The sequence below is a fragment of the Variovorax durovernensis genome (genome assembly GCF_977011995.1).
In genome coordinates this window covers 2072856-2094262 of the sequence record NZ_CDRNCW010000001.1, presented here as the reverse complement: position 1 = coordinate 2094262, position 21407 = coordinate 2072856, and the positions used below count along the sequence as shown (strand labels likewise).

The following is a 21407-nucleotide window of genomic DNA, read 5'->3' as shown; positions in this document are numbered from 1 at the left end:
ACGGCCATGATGAAGAAGACGAGCATCGCGTCGCTGCTGTGGCTGGCCGCCCTCGGCCCGGCTTCGGCCGCGACCTGGGTCTATGTGTCGAACGCCGACAGCCAGGAAATCTCGGTGCTCGAACTTGACCGCGGCCAGGGCGCGCTCAAGCCGGTGCAGACGCTGAACGTCGGCGGCACAGTCATGCCGATGGTGGTGAGCCGCGACAGGCGCGTGCTGTATGCCGCGCTTCGCTCGCAGCCGTTTCGCGTGACCGCGCTGTCGATCGACGGCGCCACCGGAAAGCTGCAGAAGCTCGGCGAGGCGCCGCTGGCCGACAGCATGGCCAACATCGACCTCGACGCCAGCGGCAGGTGGCTGTTCGCGGCCTCGTACCAGGGCGGCAAGATCACGGTCAACGCCGTCGGCAAGGACGGCACCGTGGGCCCCATCCACCAGCTGATCCAGACGGGGCCCAATGCCCACGCCATCCATGCGGACGCAAGCAACCGCTTCGTGCTCGCCACCAGCCTGGGCGGCGACAACGTGTCGAGCTGGCGCTTCGACGCGGAGAAGGGGCTGCTCTCGCCCAACGATCCGCCGCTGACCAGGACCCCCGAGAAGTCGGGCCCGCGCCACTTCGCCTGGGACAAGGCGCAGCGCCACGTCTACCTGCTGGACGAGCTCGACGCGGCGCTGCACGTGTTCGCGTGGGACGCCGCGCGCGGCACGCTCAAGCTCGAGCAGAGCACGACCACGCTGCCCGCCGGTTTCACCGGCAAGCCATGGGCCGCCGACCTGCATCTGACGCCCGACGGGCGCTTTCTCTATGCATCGGAGCGCACCTCGAGCACGCTCTCCGCATTCAAGGTCGATGCCTCCACCGGACAGCTGCAGCCCCTGGGCCAGACGCCGACAGAGAAGAGTCCGCGCGGCTTTGCCATCGACTCTTCCGGCCGCTACCTGATCGCGGCGGGACAGGAATCGAACGGCATCTCGCTTTACGCCATCGACGCCGCCACCGGCGCGCTGGGCAAGCCCCAGCACCTGGACGTGGGCAAGAACCCGAACTGGATCGAAATCGTCGACATGCCCTGAGGGGCCCGCACCACAGACAAATCAAGGAGACATTCACATGCAACGCCGCGCACTCATCCGCACCGCCCTCGCCTCTTCGCTCGCCGCCGGTCTTCCGGCAGCCTTCGCGCAGAGCAGCAGCAACTGGCCGACGGGCAAGGCCATCACCTACCTCGTGCCGTTTCCCGCGGGCGGCACGACCGACGTGCTGGGCCGGCTCATCGCGCAGAAGCTCGGCACGGTGCTTGGCACGAGCGTGATCATCGACAACAAGGGCGGCGCCGGCGGCAGCGTGGGCTCGGAGGTCGGCGCTCGCGCCGCGCCGGACGGCTTCACGCTGGTGGGCGGCACCATCAGCTCGCACGCCATCAACGTGAGCCTGTACCCCAAGATCGGCTACGACCCGATCAAGTCGTTCGCGCCGGTGACGCTGATCGGCACCAACCCGGTGGTGCTGGTGGTGAGCCAGAACAGCCCGTACAAGACGCTGAAGGACATTCTGGAAGCCAGCAAGGCCAAGTCGGGCGGGCTGTCGTCGGCCTCGGCGGGCACGGGCACTTCGCAGCACCTGGCGCTCGAACTGCTGGCCTACAAGTCGGGCGTGAAGTTCACGCACATTCCATACAAGGGCAGCGGCCCGGCGATCCAGGATGCCATCGGCGGCCAGGTCGACATGATGTTCGACACCACGGTGGTGGCCGGCCCGCACATCCAGAGCGGCAAGCTGCGCGCCATTGCGGTGACGTCGTCGAAGCGGCTGGCCTCGCTGCCCGACGTGCCGACGATCGCGGAGTCGGGCCTGCCGGGCCTGAAGGACTTCGAAGTGGTGTCGTGGCAGGCGATCTTCGTGCCCGCCGCCACGCCGGCCCCTGTGGTCGACCGGCTGCACACCGAGATCCGCAAGATCCTCGCGACACCGGAGATGCAGGACAAGCTCAAGGGCTTCGGCATGGAGCCGGCAGACATGACGACGACGCAGATCGCGGCCTTCCAGAAGGCCGAAGTGGAAAAGTGGGCGCAGGTGATCAAGGCCGCGGGAATCAAGGCCGACTAGCAGGCAAGGCTGCGGCGGGCGCCGCGCCCGTGGCCCGCGTGGCCCGCGTGGCCAATACCGAGGGAAGCTTCCTACGCCCCGCCCGGGAAGCCCTTTATAGAATGCCCCTCCAATTCGCATTCCAGGCCCCCACCACGTGTCCGACCGCTCCGCCGTACTGCCCCAATACCTGTTCCCCAAGCAGGCCCTGACCAATTTCGCCGGCTGGGTCGCGGGCAAGGAGCGGGGGGCGGTCACGACGTGGATCATCCGGCGCTTCGTGGCCAAGTACGGCGTGGACATGGGCGAGGCGCTCGAGTCGGACATCCACCACTACAAGAGCTTCAACCAGTTCTTCACGCGCGAACTCAAGCCGGGCGTGCGCCCGCTCGCGCAGGCCGACCTGACCTGCCCGGTGGACGGCGCGATCAGCCAGTTCGGCCCGATCCAGGGCGACCAGATCTTCCAGGCCAAGGGCCACAACTACACGACCACCGCGCTGGTCGGCGGCGACGCCACGCTGGCGGCCAAGTTCGCGCACGGCAGCTTCGCGACCCTCTACCTGAGCCCGAAGGACTACCACCGCATCCACATGCCCTGCGACGGGCGGCTGGTGCGCATGATCCACGTGCCGGGCGACCTGTTCTCGGTGAACCCGACCACGGCGCGCGGCGTGCCCGGCCTCTTCGCGCGCAACGAGCGCGTGGTGTGCGTGTTCGAGTCGGCGCACGGCCCCTTCGTGCTGGTGCTGGTGGGCGCCACCATCGTCGGCAGCATGGCCACGGTGTGGCACGGCGTGGTCAACCCGCCTCGCGTGGGCGAGCTGCGCGAGTGGAGCTACAACGACCAGCAGATCGACATCCGCAAGGGCGACGAGATGGGCCGTTTCTTGCTCGGCTCGACGGTCGTCATGCTGTTCCCGGCGCCTGCGCTGGCGTTCAACCCCGACTGGTCGCCAGGGCGTGCGATCCGGCTGGGCGAAGCCATGGCCAACTATTCCAATTTGTGAGGCTTTGTCTCACAACCCGCATGCCGCATGCCTTCACAGCTATAAAACTAGTAGCATCACAATCCTTTGCGCTATAGTCGTCTGCCACCCGGACGGTTCATAACCACACACAAGAGAACGCGCGCCATCGCCCCTGCCCCCAGGTCGGCGGCCCGCCCAGCTTCGAGGAGATGATGTCGATGAGTACCAAGGAAAACGCAGCCGTCAGCCAGCTGCTCGCCCTGCTCGAAGCCCGCTATGCGCTGCGCGTGCTCTGGGCGCTGCGAGACGGTCATGCCCAGACCTTCCGGCTGCTGCAGGACAGCGTGGGCGGCATCACTCCCAACACGCTCAACACCCGCATCAAGGAACTGCGCGAGGCCGGCATCGTCGGCCACGGCAGCGACGGCTACAGCCTCACGCTCAGCGGACAGGACCTGCTCAAGCGGCTGTCCGACCTGCAGGCATTTGCCGGCAAGTGGCAGCTGGGGCAGATCAAGAAGGCCGCGGCGCCGACAGCGCCTGCAGCCCCCTCGCCCACCGCTGCCGTCCCGGCGCCGGCACCGCAGACCCCGGCCGCAGAGCCCGCTGCCGTACCCGCGCAGCCCGGCGACGACACCAGCCACGGCTGACGGCCGACAGGCCGGGCGAATCCGGCCTCGGTAAACTCCGCGCCTTCGATTCATTCTTCTCACATCGACGCAAGGAGCGTTTCCCATGCCAACCACCCCCTCCGGCCTGCAATACGAAGACACCGAAGTCGGCACCGGCGCCGAAGCCAAGGCTGGCCAGCACGTGCACGTGCACTACACCGGCTGGCTCTACAACGACGGCACCCAGGGCGCCAAATTCGACTCCAGCCGCGACCGCAACGACCCGTTCGCGTTCTCGCTGGGCGCCGGCCAGGTCATCAAGGGCTGGGACGAAGGCGTGGCCGGCATGAAGATCGGCGGCAAGCGCACGCTGATCATCCCCGCATCGCTGGGCTACGGTGCCCGCGGCGCCGGCGGCGTGATCCCCCCCAATGCCACCCTGAAGTTCGACGTCGAGCTCCTGGACGCCCACTGATTGGGGCTCGCCCCCAGGCTGCGCGCACTTTCGTGTCGCTTCGCCTACCCCCTATCGGGGGCAACACCTGCGGCCCGGCAAAGCCGGTTCCGCGGTGTTCCGCGAGAAAACACCCTCAAAACCTCGTGCGGCGGCCTCCTGGGCCGCATTTTTTCGCTTGAAATGCTTCTGGCCAGCCCCAAGTGGCTGGCTATCGTTTGTTTTCCGGCTCGCGCCGGTTCTTTGAAAAATGTCTGACCCGCAACAATCCGCACAGAATTCGCAAATGCTGCAAGGCGAGCCAAGCCCCGAAGAACTGGAGGCCGCGCAAGCCGCCAACGAAGCCGACGCCCTCGCCGCACTGGCGCAGGCCCAAGGCGAGCTGGCTGCCCTGCAGGCCAAGAACACCGAACTGGCCGACCAGTACCTGCGCGCCCAGGCCGACGTGCAGAACGCCCGCCGTCGCGCCGACGAAGAAGTCTCCAAGGCCCGCAAGTTCGCCGTGGAAGCCTTTGCCGAGAGCCTGCTGCCGGTGACCGACAGCCTCGAAGCCGGCCTGGCCGTCAAGGACGCCACGCCCGAGCAGATCCGCGAAGGCGCCGAAGCCACGCTTCGCCAGCTCAAGAGCGCGCTCGAACGCAACAAGGTGATCGAAGTGGCCCCCGCCCCCGGCACCAAGTTCGACCCGCACCAGCACCAGGCCATCTCGGTGGTGCCCGCCGACCAGGAGCCGAACACGGTGGTGACCGTCCTGCAGAAGGGCTACACCATCAACGAGCGCGTGCTGCGCCCGGCGCTGGTCACGGTCAGCGCGCCGAAGTAAGCCACCCCGCATTCACCGGCACACAAGATTCCCACAGGAAATCCCCGCTTCATACCTTGAATCGCGACGGGTTATCCACAAGTTCATAACAACATATTTTTCAGGCTTTCAGGAGTAAGAACATGGCAAAGATCATCGGCATCGACCTCGGCACCACCAACTCGTGCGTGTCGATCATGGAAGGCAACACCACGCGTGTGATCGAGAACTCGGAAGGTGCGCGCACCACGCCGTCGATCGTCGCGTACCAGGAAGACGGTGAAGTGCTGGTCGGTGCCTCGGCCAAGCGCCAGGCCGTCACCAACCCCAAGAACACGCTGTACGCGATCAAGCGCCTGATCGGCCGCAAGTTCGAGGAAAAGGAAGTCCAGAAGGACATCGACCTGATGCCCTACACCATCGCCAAGGCCGACAACGGCGACGCGTGGGTGGAAGTGCGCGGCAAGAAGATGGCCCCGCAGCAGGTCAGCGCCGACATCCTGCGCAAGATGAAGAAGACCGCCGAAGACTACCTCGGCGAAACCGTGACCGAAGCCGTGATCACGGTGCCGGCCTACTTCAACGACGCCCAGCGCCAGGCCACCAAGGACGCCGGCCGCATCGCTGGCCTCGACGTCAAGCGCATCATCAACGAGCCCACCGCTGCCGCGCTGGCCTTTGGCCTCGACAAGCAGGACAAGGCCGACCGCAAGATCGCCGTGTATGACCTCGGCGGCGGCACCTTCGACGTGTCGATCATCGAAATCGCGGACGTCGACGGCGAGAAGCAGTTCGAAGTGCTGTCGACCAACGGCGACACCTTCCTGGGCGGCGAAGACTTCGACCAGCGCATCATCGACTACATCATCGGCGAGTTCAAAAAGGAACAGGGCGTCGACCTGAGCAAGGACGTGCTGGCCCTGCAACGCCTGAAGGAAGCCGCTGAAAAGGCCAAGATCGAGCTGTCGAACAGCGCGCAGACCGACATCAACCTGCCATACATCACGGCCGATGCCACGGGTCCGAAGCACCTGAACATCAAGCTCACCCGCGCCAAGCTCGAAAGCCTGGTCGACGAGCTGATCGAGCGCACCATCGCTCCCTGCCGCCTGGCCATCAAGGACGCCGGCATCAGCGTGGGCGACATCAACGACGTGATCCTGGTCGGCGGCATGACCCGCATGCCCAAGGTGCAGGACAAGGTGAAGGCCTTCTTCGGCAAGGAACCGCGCAAGGACGTGAACCCCGACGAAGCCGTGGCTGTCGGCGCCGCCATTCAAGGGCAAGTGCTCTCGGGCGACCGCAAGGACGTGCTGCTGCTCGACGTGACCCCGCTGTCGCTGGGCATCGAGACCATGGGCGGCGTGATGACGAAGATGATCGCCAAGAACACGACCATCCCGACGAAGTTCGCGCAGACCTTCTCGACCGCCGAGGACAACCAGCCGGCCGTGACTATCAAGGTGTTCCAGGGCGAACGCGACATCGCCTCGGGCAACAAGCTGCTCGGCGAGTTCAACCTCGAAGGCATTCCGCCGGCATCGCGCGGCACGCCGCAGATCGAGGTGAGCTTCGACATCGACGCCAACGGCATCCTGCACGTCGGCGCCAAGGACAAGGGCACCGGCAAGGAAAACAAGATCACCATCAAGGCGAACTCGGGCCTGAGCGAGGACGAGATCCAGAAGATGGTGAAGGACGCCGAGCTGAACGCGGCCGACGACAAGAAGAAGCTCGAGATCGTGCAGGCCCGCAACCAGGGTGAAGCCATGGTCCACAGCGTGAAGAAGTCGCTGGGCGAGCACGGTGCGAGCCTGGAAGCCGCCGAGAAGGACGCGATCGAAGCCGCGATCAAGGACCTGGAAGAAGCCCTCAAGGGTGAAGACAAGGCCGCGATCGAGGAAAAGACCAACACGCTCATGACCGCAAGCCAGAAGCTCGGCGAGAAGATGTATGCCGAATCGCAGGCCGCGGCCGGCGCCTCGGCAGCTTCGGGTCCGGCGGGCGCGGAAGCCGGCGCGCATGCGCAGGCCGACGACAACGTGGTCGACGCCGAAGTCAAGGAAGTCAAGAAGGGCTGATCTTCAGTCCCTTGGACAAGGCTGGAACACCTGCGGAGGTGCTCCAGCCTTTCTCGCTTCAAGTTACCCGAGTTTCCGCTGCTTCCCTGATCTGCTGATCGACCTGCCATGGCCACCAAACGCGACTACTACGAAACCCTCGGCGTCCCCAAGAACGCGAGCGAGGATGAAATCAAGAAGGCTTATCGCAAGCTCGCGATGAAGCACCACCCCGACCGAAACCACGGCGACACCGCAAAGGACGCCGAGGCCAAGTTCAAGGAGGTGAAGGAAGCCTACGAAATGCTGTCCGACGGACAGAAGCGCGCAGCCTACGACCAGTACGGCCACGCCGGCGTCGACCCCAACATGCGCGGCGGTCCGGGCGCGGAAGGCTTCGGCGGCTTCGCGGAAGCCTTCGGCGACATCTTCGGCGACGTGTTCGGCGGTGGCGGCCGCGGCCGCACCAGCAGTGGGCGCCAGGTGTTCCGCGGCAGCGACCTCAGCTACGCGATGGAGATCACGCTCGAGGAAGCCGCGGAAGGCAAGACGACCGAGATCCGCATCCCGACCTGGGACGAGTGCGACACCTGCCACGGCTCGGGCGCCAAGCCCGGCACCAAGCCCATCACCTGCACGACCTGCCACGGCGCGGGCGCGGTGCAGATGCGCCAGGGCTTCTTCAGCGTGCAGCAGACCTGCCCCACCTGCCACGGCAGCGGCAAGATCATTCCCGAGCCCTGCACCGCGTGCCACGGCCAGGGCAAGATCAAGCGCAACAAGACGCTCGAAGTGAAGATCCGCGCGGGCATCGACGATGGCCAGCGCATGCGCGTCACCGGCAGCGGCGAGCCGGGCGTCAACGGCGGCCCGCCGGGCGACCTGTACATAGAGATCCGCCTCAAGAAGCACGACATCTTCGAGCGCGACGGCGACAACCTGCACTGCGTGGTGCCAGTGAGCATGACCACGGCAGCGCTGGGCGGCGAGATCAACGTGCCCACGCTCAAGGGCGCGGCGGCCATCGATATTCCCGAAGGCACGCAGAGCGGCAAGCAGTTCCGCCTGCGCGGCAAGGGCATCAAGGGCGTGAACTCGAGCTACCCCGGAGACCTGTACTGCCACGTGCGCGTCGAGACGCCTGTGAAGCTCACCGAGTTCCAGCGCAAGCTGCTGAAGGACCTCGACGACTCCCTCAAGAAGGGCGGCGAGAAGCACAGCCCGACCGACAAGGGCTGGTTCGACAAGGCGAAGGAATTCTTCAGCTGAGCGCACCAACGCTGTGCAGACACTGTTCGCCGCGCAACGCGGCGGACTACTTCTTTCGGTGAGGGCTCAGCCCGCAGCGCTGGGGCCCTCGTGACCGCCAAGGTCACACAAGTCCTCGAACTGGTGCACAGGAGCCGCCGAGCCTCCTGACGGGCACCACGACGAGGCTCATCGCACCGATTCGGACCGCGCCGACCCGCGTCCGCGCTGCTTTCCCACGTTCATTTGCGCTGGCCGCCCATCAGAGGAAGTGGCGCGGGGATTGCTTTTATATTTTTTTTTGATGTGCAATAAACCAAACGACAGGCCGCGCGTTATTGAAGGGAGTGCCATTTTTTATTGAGCCCCGAGGCTCAATAGGCGATGCTTTCCCGGAAAAAACACGGCGCAGCCGATGGCCATTCGGCATAGGCTTTTCACCCGGAGAGAATTGCGAAAACGAGCCTTTGAATTTAACTGAAATTTGAATACTAGTTCCGTTTTCTCCAAGGAACTTTACTCGGCGATGTGGTTCTGAATTAACAAATGATTTGCCGGGTTCAATCTTTGCTTTATGCTGATTGTTAGCAGATTGTTGTAAGGGAGTTTTCCGCGGCATGCAGCCAAGGGCAGGCACACCTTAAATGTTGCGCAAAGCCTTTGCTGCACGCCATCGGGCCAAAAGCCCACTGACTCTTGATGGAGGCGTGACCATGGATGTGATCAGCAACTTTGCCGCCCGCTACGAGCGCACCCGCGAGGAAGTCATCTCGCTGCAGGACTACCTGGACATCTGCAAGCGCGATCCCACCGCGTATGCCACGGCCTCCGAGCGCATGCTCAAGGCTATCGGTGAGCCGGAGTTGGTAGACACGCGCAATGACCCCCGTCTCTCGCGCATCTTCGCCAACAAGGTCATCAAAATCTACCCGGCGTTCAAGGAGTTCTACGGCATGGAAGACGCCATAGAACAGGTGGTGTCCTATTTCCGCCACGCCGCGCAGGGACTGGAAGAAAAGAAGCAGATCCTTTACCTGCTGGGCCCCGTGGGCGGCGGCAAGAGCTCCATCGCGGAGCGCCTGAAGCAGCTCATGGAGCACGTGCCCTTCTATGCGATACAGGGTTCGCCGGTCAACGAATCCCCGCTCGGCCTCTTCGACACGCTCGAAGACGGCGAGATCCTTGAAAAGGAATACGGCATCCCCCGCCGCTACCTGAACCGAATTCTCTCGCCCTGGGCCGTCAAGCGGCTCGAGGAGTACGGCGGCGACATCCGCCAGTTCAAGGTCGTCAAGCGCTACCCGTCCGTGCTGCGGCAGATCGCCGTGGCCAAGACCGAGCCCGGCGACGAGAACAACCAGGACATCTCCTCGCTGGTCGGCAAGGTCGACATCCGCAAGCTCGAGACCTACGCGCAGGACGACCCCGACGCATACGCCTACTCCGGCGGCCTGTGCCTGGCAAACCAGGGCCTGCTTGAGTTCGTGGAAATGTTCAAGGCGCCCATCAAGGTGCTGCATCCCCTGCTCACGGCCACGCAGGAAAGCAACTTCAAGGGCACGGAAGGCTTCGGTGCCATTCCCTTCGACGGCATCGTGCTCGCGCACAGCAACGAGAGCGAGTGGAAAGCCTTCCGCAACAACAAGAACAACGAGGCTTTCCTCGACCGGATCTACATCGTCAAGGTGCCCTACTGCCTGCGCGCCTCTGAAGAAATCAAGATCTACGAGAAGCTGGTGCGCAACTCCTCGCTCGCCAAGGCCCCCTGCGCTCCGGGAACGCTGCGCATGATGGCCCAGCTCTCGGTGCTCACGCGCCTGAAGGAGCCCGAGAACTCGAGCACCTTCAGCAAGATGCAGGTCTACGACGGCGAGAACCTCAAGGACACCGACCCCAAGGCCAAGTCGATCCAGGAGTACCGCGACTACGCGGGCGTCGACGAAGGCATGAGCGGTGTCTCCACGCGCTTCGCCTTCAAGATCATCTCGAAGGTCTTCAACTTCGACAGCTCCGAAGTGGCCGCGAACCCGGTGCACCTGATGTACGTGCTCGAACAGCAGATCGAGCGCGAGCAGTTCGCCCCCGAGGTCGAGCAGAAGTACATCAGCTACATCAAGGAGCTGCTGGCGCCGCGCTATGCCGAGTTCATCGGCAAGGAAATCCAGACAGCCTACCTCGAGAGCTACAGCGAGTACGGCCAGAACATCTTCGACCGCTACGTGACCTACGCCGACTACTGGATCCAGGACCAGGAGTTCCGCGACGTCGACACCGGCGAAGTCTTCGACCGCGCCTCGCTCAACGCCGAACTCGAGAAGATCGAGCGGCCCGCCGGCATCGGCAACCCGAAGGACTTCCGCAACGAGATCGTCAACTTCGTGCTGCGCGCACGGGCCGGCAACGCGGGGCGCAACCCGGCATGGACAAGCTACGAGAAACTGCGCGCGGTGATCGAGAAGAAGATGTTCTCCAACACCGAAGAGCTCCTGCCGGTGATCAGCTTCAACACCAAGAGCAGCGCCGACGAGCAGAAGAAGCACGAGGACTTCGTGACGCGCATGGTGGAGAAGGGCTACACCGCCAAGCAGGTCCGCCTGCTCTGCGAGTGGTATCTGCGGGTGCGCAAGAGCTCATAGCGACGAACGCGCCGTTCTTCCCCTTACCTTGCAAGGAGCGTTGACAACATCGTGGCCATCCTGCAGCAGATCATCGACCGCCGGCTATCGGGCAAGAACAAGTCCATTGGCAACCGCGAGCGCTTTCTCAGGCGCTACAAGGGGCAGATCCAGGAAGCGGTGAGGCGCGCCGTCAGCGGCCGCAATATCCGCGAACTGGAGCAAGGCGAAGACGTGACCCTGCCGCGCCACGATGTGTCCGAGCCCGTGTTCGGGCACGCCCGCGGCGGCGACCGCGAATACGTGCACCCGGGCAACCAGGAGTACCTGAAGGGCGACCGCATCAAGCGCCCCGAAGGCGGGGGCGGAGGCGGCTCCGGCAGCGGGGAAGCCAGCGACAGCGGCGAGGGCGAGGACGACTTCGTCTTCCGCCTCACGCGCGAGGAGTTCATGCGCGTCTTCTTCGACGACCTTGCGCTGCCGCACCTCATTCGCACGCAGATTGCCGACGTGCCCGAATGGAAGAGCCACCGCGCCGGCTTCACCAGCGACGGCTCCCCCAACAACCTGCACGTGGTGCGCTCGATGCGCGGCGCCCTCGCCCGCCGCATCGCGCTGGGCGGCGAACCGCGCAAGGAACTCAAGCGGCTTGAGGCGCACCTCGAGCAGCTGAAGCAGCATCCGCAGGCCGCGCAGGCCCTCATCCAGAATGAGATCCGCGAGACCGAGGAGCGCATCGCCGAGCTGCGCCGCACCATGCGGCACGTGCCCTACATCGATCCCATCGACCTGCGCTACCGCAATCGCGTGAAGACGCCGGTGCCCAGCGCCAAGGCGGTGATGTTCTGCCTCATGGACGTGTCGGGCTCGATGGACGAGGCGCGCAAGGACATGGCCAAGCGCTTCTTCATGCTGCTGTACATGTTCCTCACGCGGCACTACGAGAAGATCGACCTCGTGTTCCTGCGCCACCACACGCAGGCGCAAGAAGTGAGCGAAGAAGAGTTCTTCCATGCCACAGAGACGGGTGGCACCGTGGTGTCGAGCGCGCTGGTGCTGATGGACGAGATCATCAAGGCGCGCTACCCGAGCGGCGAGTGGAACGTGTACGGCGCGCAGGCCAGCGACGGCGACAACTGGCACCAGGACAGCGGCCGCTGCCGCGAGCTGCTGGTCGACAACATCCTGCCGGTGGTGCGCTACTACGCCTACGTGCAGGTGGCCGAGACCGAGCAGAACCTGTGGCAGGAATACCAGCAGCTCGAAGGCGTACAGCCCAACTTCGCGATGCGCAAGGTGTCCGACGCGCAGGACATCTATCCGGTTTTCCGCGACCTGTTCAAGAAGGAAGGGGTGACGCCATGATCACCGACCGTGTTCTCGAACGCCTGCCCAGCCCCTCCGACTGGACCTTCGAACTCATCGAGACCTACCACACCGAGATCGCCAAGACGGCCAAGAGCTACGGCCTCGACGTGTACCCGAACCAGCTCGAGGTCATCACGGCCGAGCAGATGATGGACGCCTACGCCAGCGTGGGCATGCCCATGATCTATCGCCACTGGTCGTACGGCAAACAGTTCATCTCGACCGAGAAGAACTACAAGCGCGGCCACATGGGGCTGGCCTACGAGATCGTCATCAACTCCGATCCGTGCATCGCCTACCTGATGGAAGAGAACACCATGGCCATGCAGGCCTTGGTGATCGCGCATGCGGCCTACGGCCACAACAGCTTCTTCAAGGGCAACTACCTGTTCCGCATGTGGACGGACGCCTCGTCCATCATCGACTACCTGGTCTACGCGCGGCACTACATCGCCGAATGCGAGGAGCGCCACGGCCTCGATGCGGTCGAGCAGTTGCTCGACTCCTGCCACGCGCTGATGAACTACGGCGTCGACCGCTACCGCCGCCCGCAGAAGCGCTCGCTGGCGCAGGAAAGCGCGCAGCGCGCCGAGCGCGAGCGCCACATGCAGCAGCAGGTGAACGACCTCTGGCGCACCCTGCCGCGCAAGAGCGAGCAGGCGGCCGAGGCCGATTCGTCGAAGCGCTTCCCGTCGGAGCCGCAGGAGAACCTGCTCTATTTCATCGAGAAGAACGCCGCACTCCTCGAACCCTGGCAACGCGAGGTGGTGCGCATCGTGCGCAAGATCGCGCAGTACTTCTACCCGCAGCGCCAGACCCAGGTCATGAACGAAGGCTGGGCCACCTTCTGGCACTACACGCTGCTCAACACCATGTACGACCGCGGCCAGTTGGCCGACGGCTTCATGATGGAATGGCTCAGCTCGCACACCGGCGTGATCTACCAGCCGCCGGTGGGGCATCGCGCCTACAGCGGCATCAATCCGTATGCGCTCGGCTTCAAGATGATGACCGACCTGCGCCGCGTGTGCGAGAAGCCGACCGAGGAAGACCGCCGCTGGTTCCCCGACTTCGTGGACACCGACTGGGTCAAGACGCTCGACTACGCCATGCGCAACTTCAAGGACGAGAGCTTCATCGGCCAGTTCCTGAGCCCGAAGACGATGCGCGACTTGCGCCTGTTCTCGATCCGCGATTTCCAGAGCGAGTCGGAGTTGGAGGTGTCAGCCATCCACGACGACAGCGGCTACCACGCGCTGCGCGAATCGCTGTCACGCCAGTACGACATCGGCAGCCGCGAGCCCGACATCCAGGTCTGGAACGTGGCCACGCGCGGCGACCGCTCTCTGACCTTGCGCCACACGCAGCGCAACCACCTGCCGCTGCACGACGGCGCGGAAGAGGTGCTGAAGCACGTCGCGCGGCTCTGGGGCTTCGACGTGCACCTGGAAAGCATCGACAACCAGGGCCGCGTCAGCCGCAGCTGGAAGGCGTCGGCGCCCAAGCAGCAGTACTAGTCAGTCAGGGCACCAGCGCCGCGATGGCGAGGGTGTAGCCCTTCACGCCCAGGCCCACGATGATTCCCTTCGCGGCCGGCGAGATGTACGAATGGTGGCGGAACTGCTCGCGCGCATGCACGTTCGAGATGTGCAGTTCGATCAGCGGCACGCTCGCGCCCTTGATGGCGTCGTGCAGCGCGATCGAGGTGTGCGTGTAGGCGCCGGGGTTCATCACCACGCCCAGCATGTTGCCCGCCGCCACCTCGCGGCCGGCCTCCTGGATCCAGTCGATCAGCACGCCTTCGTGGTTCGACTGGCGGCATTCGATTTCCACGCCATGCTTGGCGCCCGTTTCCTTGCACAGCCGTTCGACGTCGGCCAGCGTGTCGCGTCCGTACTGTTCGGGCTCGCGCGTGCCGAGCAGGTTGAGGTTGGGGCCGTTGAGGACGAGGATTTTCTTCATGATGGCTGTATGAATGAGGGTCGGTCTGGCAGGCGCCGATTATGGTCTCGCGGCCGCCCTGCGGCGGCGCGCGGCCGATGACCCGACGTAGTAGTTGTAAGAGTCGATGTCGACCACGCAGCGGGCCATCAGGTCGACGAACGCCCGCAGCTTCTGCCCCATGTAGCGCTGCCGCTGGTAGGCGCAGTAGATGCGGCGCGGCTCGGGCTGCCATTGCGGCAGCACCGGCGCGAGCACACCCTGCTCCACCTCCGGCCGCACGAAGAAGGCCGGCAGCAGCGCGATGCCCAGGCCGTCGATGCAGAAGGTCTTCATGACCCAGTGGTCGTTGGTCTCGAAGGCGGGTTCGGGCTGGAAGGCGAAGCTCTGCGCGCCCGACACCAGCAACACCTGCGAGCGCCCCGAAGAAGGTTCCTTCATCACGATGGACTGATGCGCAGCCAAATCCTCCGGCGACGACGGCGTACCGTGCCGCGCCAGGTACTGCGGGCTCGCATAGAGCCCGTAGTTCAGCCGCCCGAGCAGCTTGGCGACGAGGTTTGGCGCGTCGGGCGGCTCGGAGCAGACATAGCAGTCGACGTCGCTGATACGAGGGGCATGGAAGCCGTTGGCCACGTCGAGCTGGCAGCGCACCTCGGGGTGCGACTCCAGGAACAGCTTGACCACGTGGCAGACGAAGGAGGTGCTGAACTGCGTGTCCGACAGCAGCGAGAGGCGGCCCGACACGCCCGTGGTCAGCTCGTGGATCTCGGTGCTGGCCGCCTCGAGCCGGCCCGTGACTTCGTCGAGCAGCCCCTCCCCGCGCAAGAGGAAGGCGCGCCCGGCCTCGGTGAGCGCGATTCGGCGCGGGCTGCGCTGCAGCAGTTGGGCGCCCAGCAACTCTTCGAGCCGCGTGAGCTGGCGGCTCAGCGTGGCCTTGGACGTGCCCGAGAGGCTTTCGGCCCTGGTCAGGCTGCCGCTCTTTGCGACCAGCACGAAGGCCTCGACCAGTGCAAGATCGATCCGGCTCATGCGGCCCGGCGTTGCAGGAATGAAAAGTAGCGTCTCTCCATGTGGCTTTCATCGGTGCGTGGGAAGCGGTACGGTATCACCGCCATGAACACACACAACACCGCCGTCTGGCACCCCGTCGCGCGCTCGGTCGACCTGCGCCCCGGCGACAACATCGTCGCAGGCTTTGCAGAAGGCCAGGAACTCGCGCTATGGCGCGCCACCGACGGCACCGCACAAGCCTGGGAAAACCGCTGTCCGCACCGCAGCGTGCGCTTCACGCTGGGGCAGGTGGTCGACGACCACCTGGCCTGCGCGTACCACGGCTGGCAGTACGCCGCCGGCAGCGGGCAATGCACCCGCATCCCGGCGCACCCGAGCATGCAGGCGCCGCGCAATGTCTGCGCCAGGACCTTCGGCACGGCGGAAGCGGCCGGAATGCTCTGGGTTCAGCTGTCGCCGGAGGCACCGCCCGCGCCGCCGGCTCTGGCCGGCGCCGTGCCCGCCGGCTGGCACTTCTGCCGCACGCTGACCGTGAACATGCCCGCCGAAACCGTGCGGGCAGCCCTGGCGCAACGCGGCCTGAGCACCGACGTGCCCTCGGGCGCGTGGCGCGGCCAGCTCGACGGGGTGGCCACCGCCGCCCTCGTCCTCGACGCCCAGCCCCAACTCGCTTTCGTCCACCTCTGGACAGACGCCGCCCCAGGCTCCCACGCCATGCAGGCCCTGCACACCGCCGCTCGCAGCCTGCGCGGCGACATCGAAGCCCTCGGCTGAAAGATCCCATGCCCTTCGTCACCGACGACCCCAACATGCTGGACGACTGGCTCGTCATCGGCCCCGCCACGTCCGCACCCCGCACCACCCGTTTGCTCGGCGAAACCGTGCAGCTGTGGATCGACCCTGAAGGCACGCCCCAGTGCCGCCTCGGCGACCGGCCGCTGGCCGTGCAATCCCGCTACGGCTACCTCTGGGCCTGCCCCAGCGGCAACCCTGCGCGCTCGCTGTTCGACTTTGCCGAATACAGCGAGCCCGGCCGCCGCACCATCGACTGCGGCGGCATCGGCGTTGCGGTGTCGGGCCTGCGCGTGATCGAGAACTTCCTCGACATGGCGCACTTTCCCTTCGTGCATGCCGGCTACCTCGGCAAGGTGCCGCACACCGAGGTGGCGCAGTACCAGGTGCAGGTCGAGCCCGCCACCGGCGAAATCTGGGCCACCGACTGCCGCTTCTGGCAGCCCCGTGCCTCGGCCGCGCACGACGGCACGGGCAGCGAGGTGCTCTACAAGTACCGCGTGATGCAGCCCTTCTCGGCCATGCTCTACAAGTCGAGCTTCCGCGAGGGCCAGCTCGATGCCATCGGCCTCTTCCTGCAGCCCGTCGACGACGAGCATGTCATCGCCCACACCATGCTCGCCTGCTTCGACGACGACTCCACCGATGCCGAGCTCATCGCCTTCCAGCACACGATCTTCGGGCAGGACAAACCCATTCTGGAGAACCACGCCTTCAAGCGCATGCCGCTCGAAGGCCGCGCCGAGACGCCGACGCGCGGCGACACCTCCTCCGTCACCTACCGGCGCTGGCTGCGCGAGCGCGGCATGCGCTTCGGCGTGAGGGCGGCGGCATGACGGTGAAGCTCCACGACTACCCGCTGTCGGGCAACTGCTTCAAGGTGCGGCAGATGCTGGCGTGGCTCGGCGTCGAATACCAGACGGTACCGGTCGATTTCTTTCCCGGCCGCGAACACAAGTCGGCCGCGTTCCTGGCGAAGGTCAATCCGCTCGGCCAGTTGCCGGTGCTCGACGACGACGGCTTCGTGCTGCGCGACGCTCAGGCCATCCTGGTCTACCTTGCGAGCCGCTACGACCCGCAGGGCCGCTGGTACCCCGACGACCCCAGGCTGCGCGGCCAGATCGCGATGTGGCTCGCCACCGCCGACGAGATCACCCGCACCGCCTCGGCCGCGCGGCTGCACGATGCGCTCGGCTACCGCCACCTCGACATCGACGCCTGCCGCGGCGGCGCGCGCGCCGTGTTCCGCCTGCTCGATGACCATCTGGCGGAACAGGCCTCCGCAGGCCTGCGCTGGCTCGCATCCGCGCCCGAGCCGACCATTGCCGACATCGCCTGCTTTCCGTACGTGGCGCTGGCCGGCGAAGGCGGCATTTCGCTCGACGAATTTCCCGCACTGCGAAACTGGGTCTGGAATGTCCGCCACGTGCACGGGTTCATCGGCATGTCGGGTATCTTCCCCGCTGGCCCCGCCTGAGTATCCTCACCCCTCCCGCCTTCTGAAGAACCCAACACCATGAAAACCAAAGCCGCCGTCGCGTGGAAATCCGGAGCGCCGCTCACCATCGAAACCGTGGACCTCGAAGGCCCGAAATTCGGCGAAGTGCTGGTCGAGATCAAGGCCACCGGCATCTGCCACACCGACTACTACACGCTCTCGGGCGCCGACCCCGAAGGCATCTTCCCCGCCATCCTGGGCCATGAAGGCGCGGGCATCGTGGTCGACGTCGGCCCCGGCGTCACCACCCTGAAGAAGGGCGACCATGTCATTCCGCTGTACACGCCCGAATGCCGCCAGTGCAAGTTCTGCCTGAGCCGCAAGACCAACCTGTGCCAGCTGATCCGCGGCACGCAGGGCAAGGGCCAGATGCCCGACGGCACCAGCCGCTTCAGCCTGGACGGCAAGCCCATCGCCCACTACATGGGCACCAGCACCTTCAGCAACTACACCGTGGCGCCCGAAATTTCGCTGGCCAAGATCCGCGAGGACGCGCCCTTCGACAAGGTCTGCTACATCGGCTGCGGCGTGACCACCGGCATCGGCGCGGTGATCTTCACGGCCAAGGTGGAGGCCGGCGCCAACGTGGTGGTGTTCGGCCTCGGCGGCATCGGCCTGAACGTCATCCAGGGCGCCAGGATGGTGGGCGCCGACAAGATCATCGGCATCGACCTGAACCCCGAGCGCGAAGCCATGGCCCGCAAGTTCGGCATGACGCATTTCCTGAATCCGAAGGACCACGAGAACATCGTCGATGCCATCGTGCAGCTGACCGACGGCGGCGCCGACTACAGCTTCGAGTGCATCGGCAACACCAAGGTGATGCGCCAGGCGCTGGAGTGCACGCACAAGGGCTGGGGCCGCAGCATCATCATCGGCGTGGCCGAGGCCGGCGCGGAGATCAGCACGCGGCCGTTCCAGCTGGTCACCGGCCGCAAGTGGGAAGGCTCGGCCTTCGGCGGCGCGCGCGGCCGCACCGACGTGCCGAAGATCGTCGACTGGTACATGGAAGGCAAGATCGACATCGACAGCCTCATCACCCACACCATGCCGCTGGAAGACATCAACAAGGGCTTCGACCTGATGAAGCGCGGCGAGTCGATCCGCGGCGTGGTTCTTTACTGACCTCCGGAAGGCGCCCGCCATGAACCGCATGGAACCCCTGCGCAAAGTCGAAGCGGGCGTCCTCGAAGTCGCTTACTTCGAGACCGGCCCCGCCGATGGCCCGCCGGTGCTGTTGATGCACGGCTTTCCGTACGACATCCACACCTACGCGGAAGTCGCGCCCATGCTGGCCGGCCAGGGCTGCCGCGCGATCGTGCCGTACCTGCGCGGCTACGGCGCCACGCGCTTTCTCAGTGACGCCACGCCGCGCTCGGGCGAGCAGGCGGCGCTCGGCGCCGACCTGCTCGCGCTGCTCGACGCGCTGAAGATCGAACGCGCGGTGCTGGCCGGCTACGACTGGGGCGGCCGTGCCGCCTGCGTGGTCGCGGCGCTGTGGCCGGAGCGCGTGGCGGGGCTGGTGTCCTTCAACAGCTACAACATCCAGAACATAGCGAAGGCGATGGAGCCCGACACGCCGGCCAACGAGCACAGCCTCTGGTACCAGTACTACTTCCACAGCGAGCGCGGCCGCGCGGGTCTCGAGAAAGACCGCAAAGCACTCACGAAGCTGCTGTGGAAGCTGTGGTCACCGACCTGGAAGTTCGACGACGCCACCTTCGAGCGCAGCGCCGCCGCATTCGACCACCCAGACTTCGTGGACGTGGTGATCCAGTCGTACCGCCACCGCTTCGGCCTCGTGCCGGGCGACCCGGCCTATGCCGACATCGAACGCCGGCTCGCGGCCCAGCCCGCGATCACCGTGCCGACCATCACCTTCGACGGCATCGATGACGGCGTGCGCCCACCCGCAGAAGCGTCGGCTCACGCGCACCGCTTCACCGGCCCGCGCTCGCACCGCCTCGTGCCCGGCGTGGGCCACAACATGCCGCAGGAGGCGCCGCGCACCTTTGCCGACGCCGTGCTCGAACTGGTCGCCGCGTTGCGCAAGAACACCCCATGACAGACAACACACCCAAGACCCTTTCCGAGCATCACGCATTCGGCGGCGTGCAGAGCTTCCACGAGCATCGCTCGCATGAAATCGGCCTGCCGATGCGCTTCTCGGTCTACCTGCCGCCGCAGGCCGCGAACGGGCCGGTACCCGCCCTGCTCTACCTCGCGGGCCTGACCTGCAACGAAGAGACCTTCGCGGTGAAGGCCGGCGCGCAGCGCATGGCCGCGAGCCTGGGCATTGCGCTGATCGCGCCCGACACCAGCCCGCGCGGCGCCGAGGTGGAGAGCCTTCCGGGCGCCAAGGACCACTGGGACTTCGGCATCGGCGCGGGCTTCTACCTCGACGCGCTCGCCGAGCCCTGGGCCACGCACTGGCGCATGGAAAGCTGGATCGTGCACGAGCTGCTGCCGCTGGTGGCCACGCACTTTGCCATCGACGGCCATCGCGTCGGCATCTTCGGCCACTCGATGGGCGGCCACGGCGCGCTCACGCTGGCGCTGCGGCATCCTGGGCGCTTCAAGTCGCTCTCGGCCTTCGCGCCGATCTGCGCGCCCACGCAGTGCCCGTGGGGCGAGAAGGCCTTCGCTGGTTACCTCGGCGCACCCGGCGACGACCGCGCCCAGTGGCTCGCGCACGACGCCAGCGCGCTCATGAAATCGCAGGTGGCCGTGCCTTATCCGCAAGGCATCCTGATCGACCAGGGCCTGAGCGACAAATTCCTCGTGGAGCAATTGCACCCCGAGGCGTTCGAGGCGGCCTGCTCCGCCGCCGGCCAGCCGCTCACACTGCGCCGCCACGCGGGCTACGACCACGGCTACTACTTCATCCAGACCTTCATGGCCGACCACATCGCGCACCACGCGCAGAGCCTGCACGCCTGAACGACGACGCAGGTCGACCGGGGCGGGCTCGCGCCGTATCATGAGCCGCATGTCCGCCGCCCAAATTCCCGCCTTCCACCTGCGGTCGCGCGAAGGCTCCGCTGAAGAGAACATGGTGCTGGCCGGCATCTGGCGCCGGGCCTGGACGGCGGCCAACCGCGGCGCCGCCGTCATAGAGCCCATCGGCCATTGGCTGCATCGCGTGCACACCGAGTTCGGCCCGCCCGCCGACGTGGTGCTGGCGGAACGCGAGGGCCAGGTGCTGGCGTTCATGGTGCTGCTGGAGCGGCGCGAGTACGTGGCACAGCTCTTCGTCGAGCCGCACCTGCGCAGCCAGGGCCTGGGCAAGGCGCTGCTGGACGAGGCCTGCGTGCGCATTCCCACCGGCTGGCGTCTGCACGTGGCAATGACCAACACCTCCGCGCAGCGCTTCTACGAGCGATATGGGCTGGCGCGCGGAACGGTCGACCGCCATCCGAGCAGCGGCCGCGAACGCATCGCCTACCATTGGTCGCCCTCCCGCCCGCCGTGGCGCGTGGGCTGATTCCGACCTTCTTCCTGCTCTCCATGCGCATCGATCACATCGCACTCTGGACCACCGATCTCGAACGCTGCAAGCGCTTCTATGTCGACTACTTCGGCGCCACCGCCGGCGCGGGGTATGTCAATCCGGCCAAGGGCTTCGCCTCGTGCTTCCTGAGCCTGGGCGACGGCGCGCGCATCGAGGCCATGACCTCCACCACGCTTTCCCCGGTGACGGCCGAAGCCGGCGCGCAGCGCATGGGCTGGACGCACCTGGCCATCAGCGTGGGCTCCGACGCGGCGGTCGACGCGCTCACGCAGCGCCTGAAGGCCGACGGCTACCCGCTGCTAGACGGACCGCGCCGCACCGGCGACGGCTACTACGAGAGCGTGGTGCTGGACCCTGACGGCAACCGCATAGAGATCACCTCATGAGCGCAGCGCCGGGCCGCCCCAAGCAAGCTCGCACCGCAGTGCGAAGCA

General features: G+C 65.9%; 21 protein-coding genes. 19 read left to right on the top strand and 2 right to left on the bottom strand.

Annotation, left to right across the window (positions count from 1 at the left end):
• The first annotated feature begins 9 nt into the window (after window positions 1–9).
• The 11 genes from ACWV14_RS09950 to ACWV14_RS09900 all read left to right on the top strand — a co-directional run bounded on the left by ACWV14_RS09950 (window position 10) and on the right by ACWV14_RS09900 (window position 13734).
• Entirely contained in the window at window positions 10–1077 is a 1068-nt protein-coding gene (locus tag ACWV14_RS09950; protein WP_454907835.1) for a lactonase family protein, read from the top strand.
• A 37-nt stretch (window positions 1078–1114) separates the two neighbouring features.
• The gene (locus ACWV14_RS09945) at window positions 1115–2110 is read left to right on the top strand and encodes a Bug family tripartite tricarboxylate transporter substrate binding protein (RefSeq protein ID WP_454907043.1); all 996 of its coding nucleotides are present in this window, start codon (window positions 1115–1117) and stop codon (window positions 2108–2110) included.
• Between the two features lie 136 nt (window positions 2111–2246).
• Window positions 2247–3098, top strand: a complete 852-nt coding sequence (gene asd, locus ACWV14_RS09940) for an archaetidylserine decarboxylase (protein WP_454907045.1) — start codon at window positions 2247–2249, stop codon at window positions 3096–3098.
• 179 nt (window positions 3099–3277) lie between these two features.
• Window positions 3278–3709, top strand: a complete 432-nt coding sequence (locus tag ACWV14_RS09935) for a winged helix-turn-helix transcriptional regulator (protein ID WP_454907047.1) — start codon at window positions 3278–3280, stop codon at window positions 3707–3709.
• 85 nt (window positions 3710–3794) lie between these two features.
• Complete coding sequence (locus tag ACWV14_RS09930) at window positions 3795–4145, top strand: FKBP-type peptidyl-prolyl cis-trans isomerase (RefSeq protein WP_056590059.1); 351 nt, start codon at window positions 3795–3797, stop codon at window positions 4143–4145.
• Window positions 4146–4374: 229 nt separating this feature from the next.
• Window positions 4375–4947: a nucleotide exchange factor GrpE gene (grpE, locus tag ACWV14_RS09925; protein ID WP_454907049.1), complete on the top strand. Its 573-nt coding sequence runs from the start codon at window positions 4375–4377 to the stop codon at window positions 4945–4947.
• 122 nt (window positions 4948–5069) lie between these two features.
• On the top strand, window positions 5070–7007 hold the full coding sequence (gene dnaK, locus ACWV14_RS09920; protein WP_081268602.1) for a molecular chaperone DnaK: 1938 nt from the start codon (window positions 5070–5072) through the stop codon (window positions 7005–7007).
• Window positions 7008–7115: 108 nt separating this feature from the next.
• Window positions 7116–8255, top strand: coding sequence for a molecular chaperone DnaJ (gene dnaJ, locus ACWV14_RS09915; protein ID WP_205367295.1), 1140 nt, complete (start codon window positions 7116–7118; stop codon window positions 8253–8255).
• Window positions 8256–8947: 692 nt separating this feature from the next.
• Window positions 8948–10870, top strand: a complete 1923-nt coding sequence (locus ACWV14_RS09910) for a PrkA family serine protein kinase (RefSeq protein ID WP_237675294.1) — start codon at window positions 8948–8950, stop codon at window positions 10868–10870.
• Between the two features lie 51 nt (window positions 10871–10921).
• Complete coding sequence (locus ACWV14_RS09905; protein ID WP_454907052.1) at window positions 10922–12214, top strand: YeaH/YhbH family protein; 1293 nt, start codon at window positions 10922–10924, stop codon at window positions 12212–12214.
• On the top strand, window positions 12211–13734 hold the full coding sequence (locus ACWV14_RS09900; RefSeq protein WP_454907054.1) for a SpoVR family protein: 1524 nt from the start codon (window positions 12211–12213) through the stop codon (window positions 13732–13734). The genes ACWV14_RS09905 and ACWV14_RS09900 overlap by 4 nt, the downstream gene beginning before the upstream one ends.
• Before the next feature lie 4 nt (window positions 13735–13738).
• On the opposite strand, the gene aroQ is transcribed toward ACWV14_RS09900, so the two are convergent.
• Window positions 13739–14179 carry a type II 3-dehydroquinate dehydratase gene (gene aroQ / locus ACWV14_RS09895; protein ID WP_081268598.1) on the bottom strand — a complete coding sequence of 147 codons (441 nt, stop codon included), beginning with the start codon at window positions 14177–14179 and terminating at the stop codon, window positions 13739–13741.
• Window positions 14180–14218: 39 nt separating this feature from the next.
• Entirely contained in the window at window positions 14219–15190 is a 972-nt protein-coding gene (locus ACWV14_RS09890) for a LysR family transcriptional regulator (protein WP_454907056.1), read from the bottom strand.
• An 84-nt stretch (window positions 15191–15274) separates the two neighbouring features.
• On the opposite strand from ACWV14_RS09890, the gene ACWV14_RS09885 reads away from it, so the two are divergent.
• Genes ACWV14_RS09885 through ACWV14_RS09850 form a run of 8 tightly spaced genes read left to right on the top strand, consistent with a single transcriptional unit; the run spans window position 15275 to window position 21359 of the window.
• Window positions 15275–15946 carry a Rieske 2Fe-2S domain-containing protein gene (locus ACWV14_RS09885; protein WP_454907058.1) on the top strand — a complete coding sequence of 224 codons (672 nt, stop codon included), beginning with the start codon at window positions 15275–15277 and terminating at the stop codon, window positions 15944–15946.
• Between the two features lie 8 nt (window positions 15947–15954).
• On the top strand, window positions 15955–16800 hold the full coding sequence (locus ACWV14_RS09880) for an aromatic ring-hydroxylating dioxygenase subunit alpha (RefSeq protein WP_454907060.1): 846 nt from the start codon (window positions 15955–15957) through the stop codon (window positions 16798–16800).
• Complete coding sequence (locus ACWV14_RS09875) at window positions 16797–17441, top strand: glutathione S-transferase family protein (protein WP_454907062.1); 645 nt, start codon at window positions 16797–16799, stop codon at window positions 17439–17441. The genes ACWV14_RS09880 and ACWV14_RS09875 overlap by 4 nt, the downstream gene beginning before the upstream one ends.
• Before the next feature lie 39 nt (window positions 17442–17480).
• Window positions 17481–18587 (top strand): S-(hydroxymethyl)glutathione dehydrogenase/class III alcohol dehydrogenase, encoded by a 1107-nt coding sequence (locus tag ACWV14_RS09870; protein ID WP_454907064.1) that lies wholly within the window; start codon window positions 17481–17483, stop codon window positions 18585–18587.
• A gap of 19 nt (window positions 18588–18606) precedes the next feature.
• Window positions 18607–19527 (top strand): alpha/beta fold hydrolase, encoded by a 921-nt coding sequence (locus ACWV14_RS09865; RefSeq protein WP_454907066.1) that lies wholly within the window; start codon window positions 18607–18609, stop codon window positions 19525–19527.
• Window positions 19524–20402: an S-formylglutathione hydrolase gene (gene fghA / locus ACWV14_RS09860; RefSeq protein WP_454907067.1), complete on the top strand. Its 879-nt coding sequence runs from the start codon at window positions 19524–19526 to the stop codon at window positions 20400–20402. The genes ACWV14_RS09865 and fghA overlap by 4 nt, the downstream gene beginning before the upstream one ends.
• A gap of 49 nt (window positions 20403–20451) precedes the next feature.
• A complete protein-coding gene (locus ACWV14_RS09855) occupies window positions 20452–20946 on the top strand; it encodes a GNAT family N-acetyltransferase (protein WP_454907069.1) in 495 nt (164 codons plus the stop codon).
• Complete coding sequence (locus tag ACWV14_RS09850; protein WP_454912710.1) at window positions 20910–21359, top strand: VOC family protein; 450 nt, start codon at window positions 20910–20912, stop codon at window positions 21357–21359. Before ACWV14_RS09855 ends, ACWV14_RS09850 begins: the two co-directional genes overlap by 37 nt.
• Window positions 21360–21407: the final 48 nt, after the last annotated feature.

What these genes read in the sequence shown, in the direction of transcription:
- ACWV14_RS09950 (WP_454907835.1), top strand. Translation starts at nt 10, where the DNA reads ATGAAGAAGACGAGCATCGCGTCGCTGCTGTGGCTGGCCGCCCTCGGC.
- ACWV14_RS09945 (WP_454907043.1), top strand. Translation starts at nt 1,115, where the DNA reads ATGCAACGCCGCGCACTCATCCGCACCGCCCTCGCCTCTTCGCTCGCC.
- ACWV14_RS09935 (WP_454907047.1), top strand. Translation starts at nt 3,278, where the DNA reads ATGAGTACCAAGGAAAACGCAGCCGTCAGCCAGCTGCTCGCCCTGCTC.
- ACWV14_RS09930 (WP_056590059.1), top strand. Translation starts at nt 3,795, where the DNA reads ATGCCAACCACCCCCTCCGGCCTGCAATACGAAGACACCGAAGTCGGC.
- grpE (WP_454907049.1), top strand. Translation starts at nt 4,375, where the DNA reads ATGTCTGACCCGCAACAATCCGCACAGAATTCGCAAATGCTGCAAGGC.
- dnaK (WP_081268602.1), top strand. Translation starts at nt 5,070, where the DNA reads ATGGCAAAGATCATCGGCATCGACCTCGGCACCACCAACTCGTGCGTG.
- dnaJ (WP_205367295.1), top strand. Translation starts at nt 7,116, where the DNA reads ATGGCCACCAAACGCGACTACTACGAAACCCTCGGCGTCCCCAAGAAC.
- ACWV14_RS09910 (WP_237675294.1), top strand. Translation starts at nt 8,948, where the DNA reads ATGGATGTGATCAGCAACTTTGCCGCCCGCTACGAGCGCACCCGCGAG.
- ACWV14_RS09900 (WP_454907054.1), top strand. Translation starts at nt 12,211, where the DNA reads ATGATCACCGACCGTGTTCTCGAACGCCTGCCCAGCCCCTCCGACTGG.
- aroQ (WP_081268598.1), bottom strand. Translation starts at nt 14,179, where the DNA reads ATGAAGAAAATCCTCGTCCTCAACGGCCCCAACCTCAACCTGCTCGGC.
- ACWV14_RS09890 (WP_454907056.1), bottom strand. Translation starts at nt 15,190, where the DNA reads ATGAGCCGGATCGATCTTGCACTGGTCGAGGCCTTCGTGCTGGTCGCA.
- ACWV14_RS09885 (WP_454907058.1), top strand. Translation starts at nt 15,275, where the DNA reads ATGAACACACACAACACCGCCGTCTGGCACCCCGTCGCGCGCTCGGTC.
- ACWV14_RS09880 (WP_454907060.1), top strand. Translation starts at nt 15,955, where the DNA reads ATGCCCTTCGTCACCGACGACCCCAACATGCTGGACGACTGGCTCGTC.
- ACWV14_RS09875 (WP_454907062.1), top strand. Translation starts at nt 16,797, where the DNA reads ATGACGGTGAAGCTCCACGACTACCCGCTGTCGGGCAACTGCTTCAAG.
- ACWV14_RS09870 (WP_454907064.1), top strand. Translation starts at nt 17,481, where the DNA reads ATGAAAACCAAAGCCGCCGTCGCGTGGAAATCCGGAGCGCCGCTCACC.
- ACWV14_RS09865 (WP_454907066.1), top strand. Translation starts at nt 18,607, where the DNA reads ATGAACCGCATGGAACCCCTGCGCAAAGTCGAAGCGGGCGTCCTCGAA.
- fghA (WP_454907067.1), top strand. Translation starts at nt 19,524, where the DNA reads ATGACAGACAACACACCCAAGACCCTTTCCGAGCATCACGCATTCGGC.
- ACWV14_RS09855 (WP_454907069.1), top strand. Translation starts at nt 20,452, where the DNA reads ATGTCCGCCGCCCAAATTCCCGCCTTCCACCTGCGGTCGCGCGAAGGC.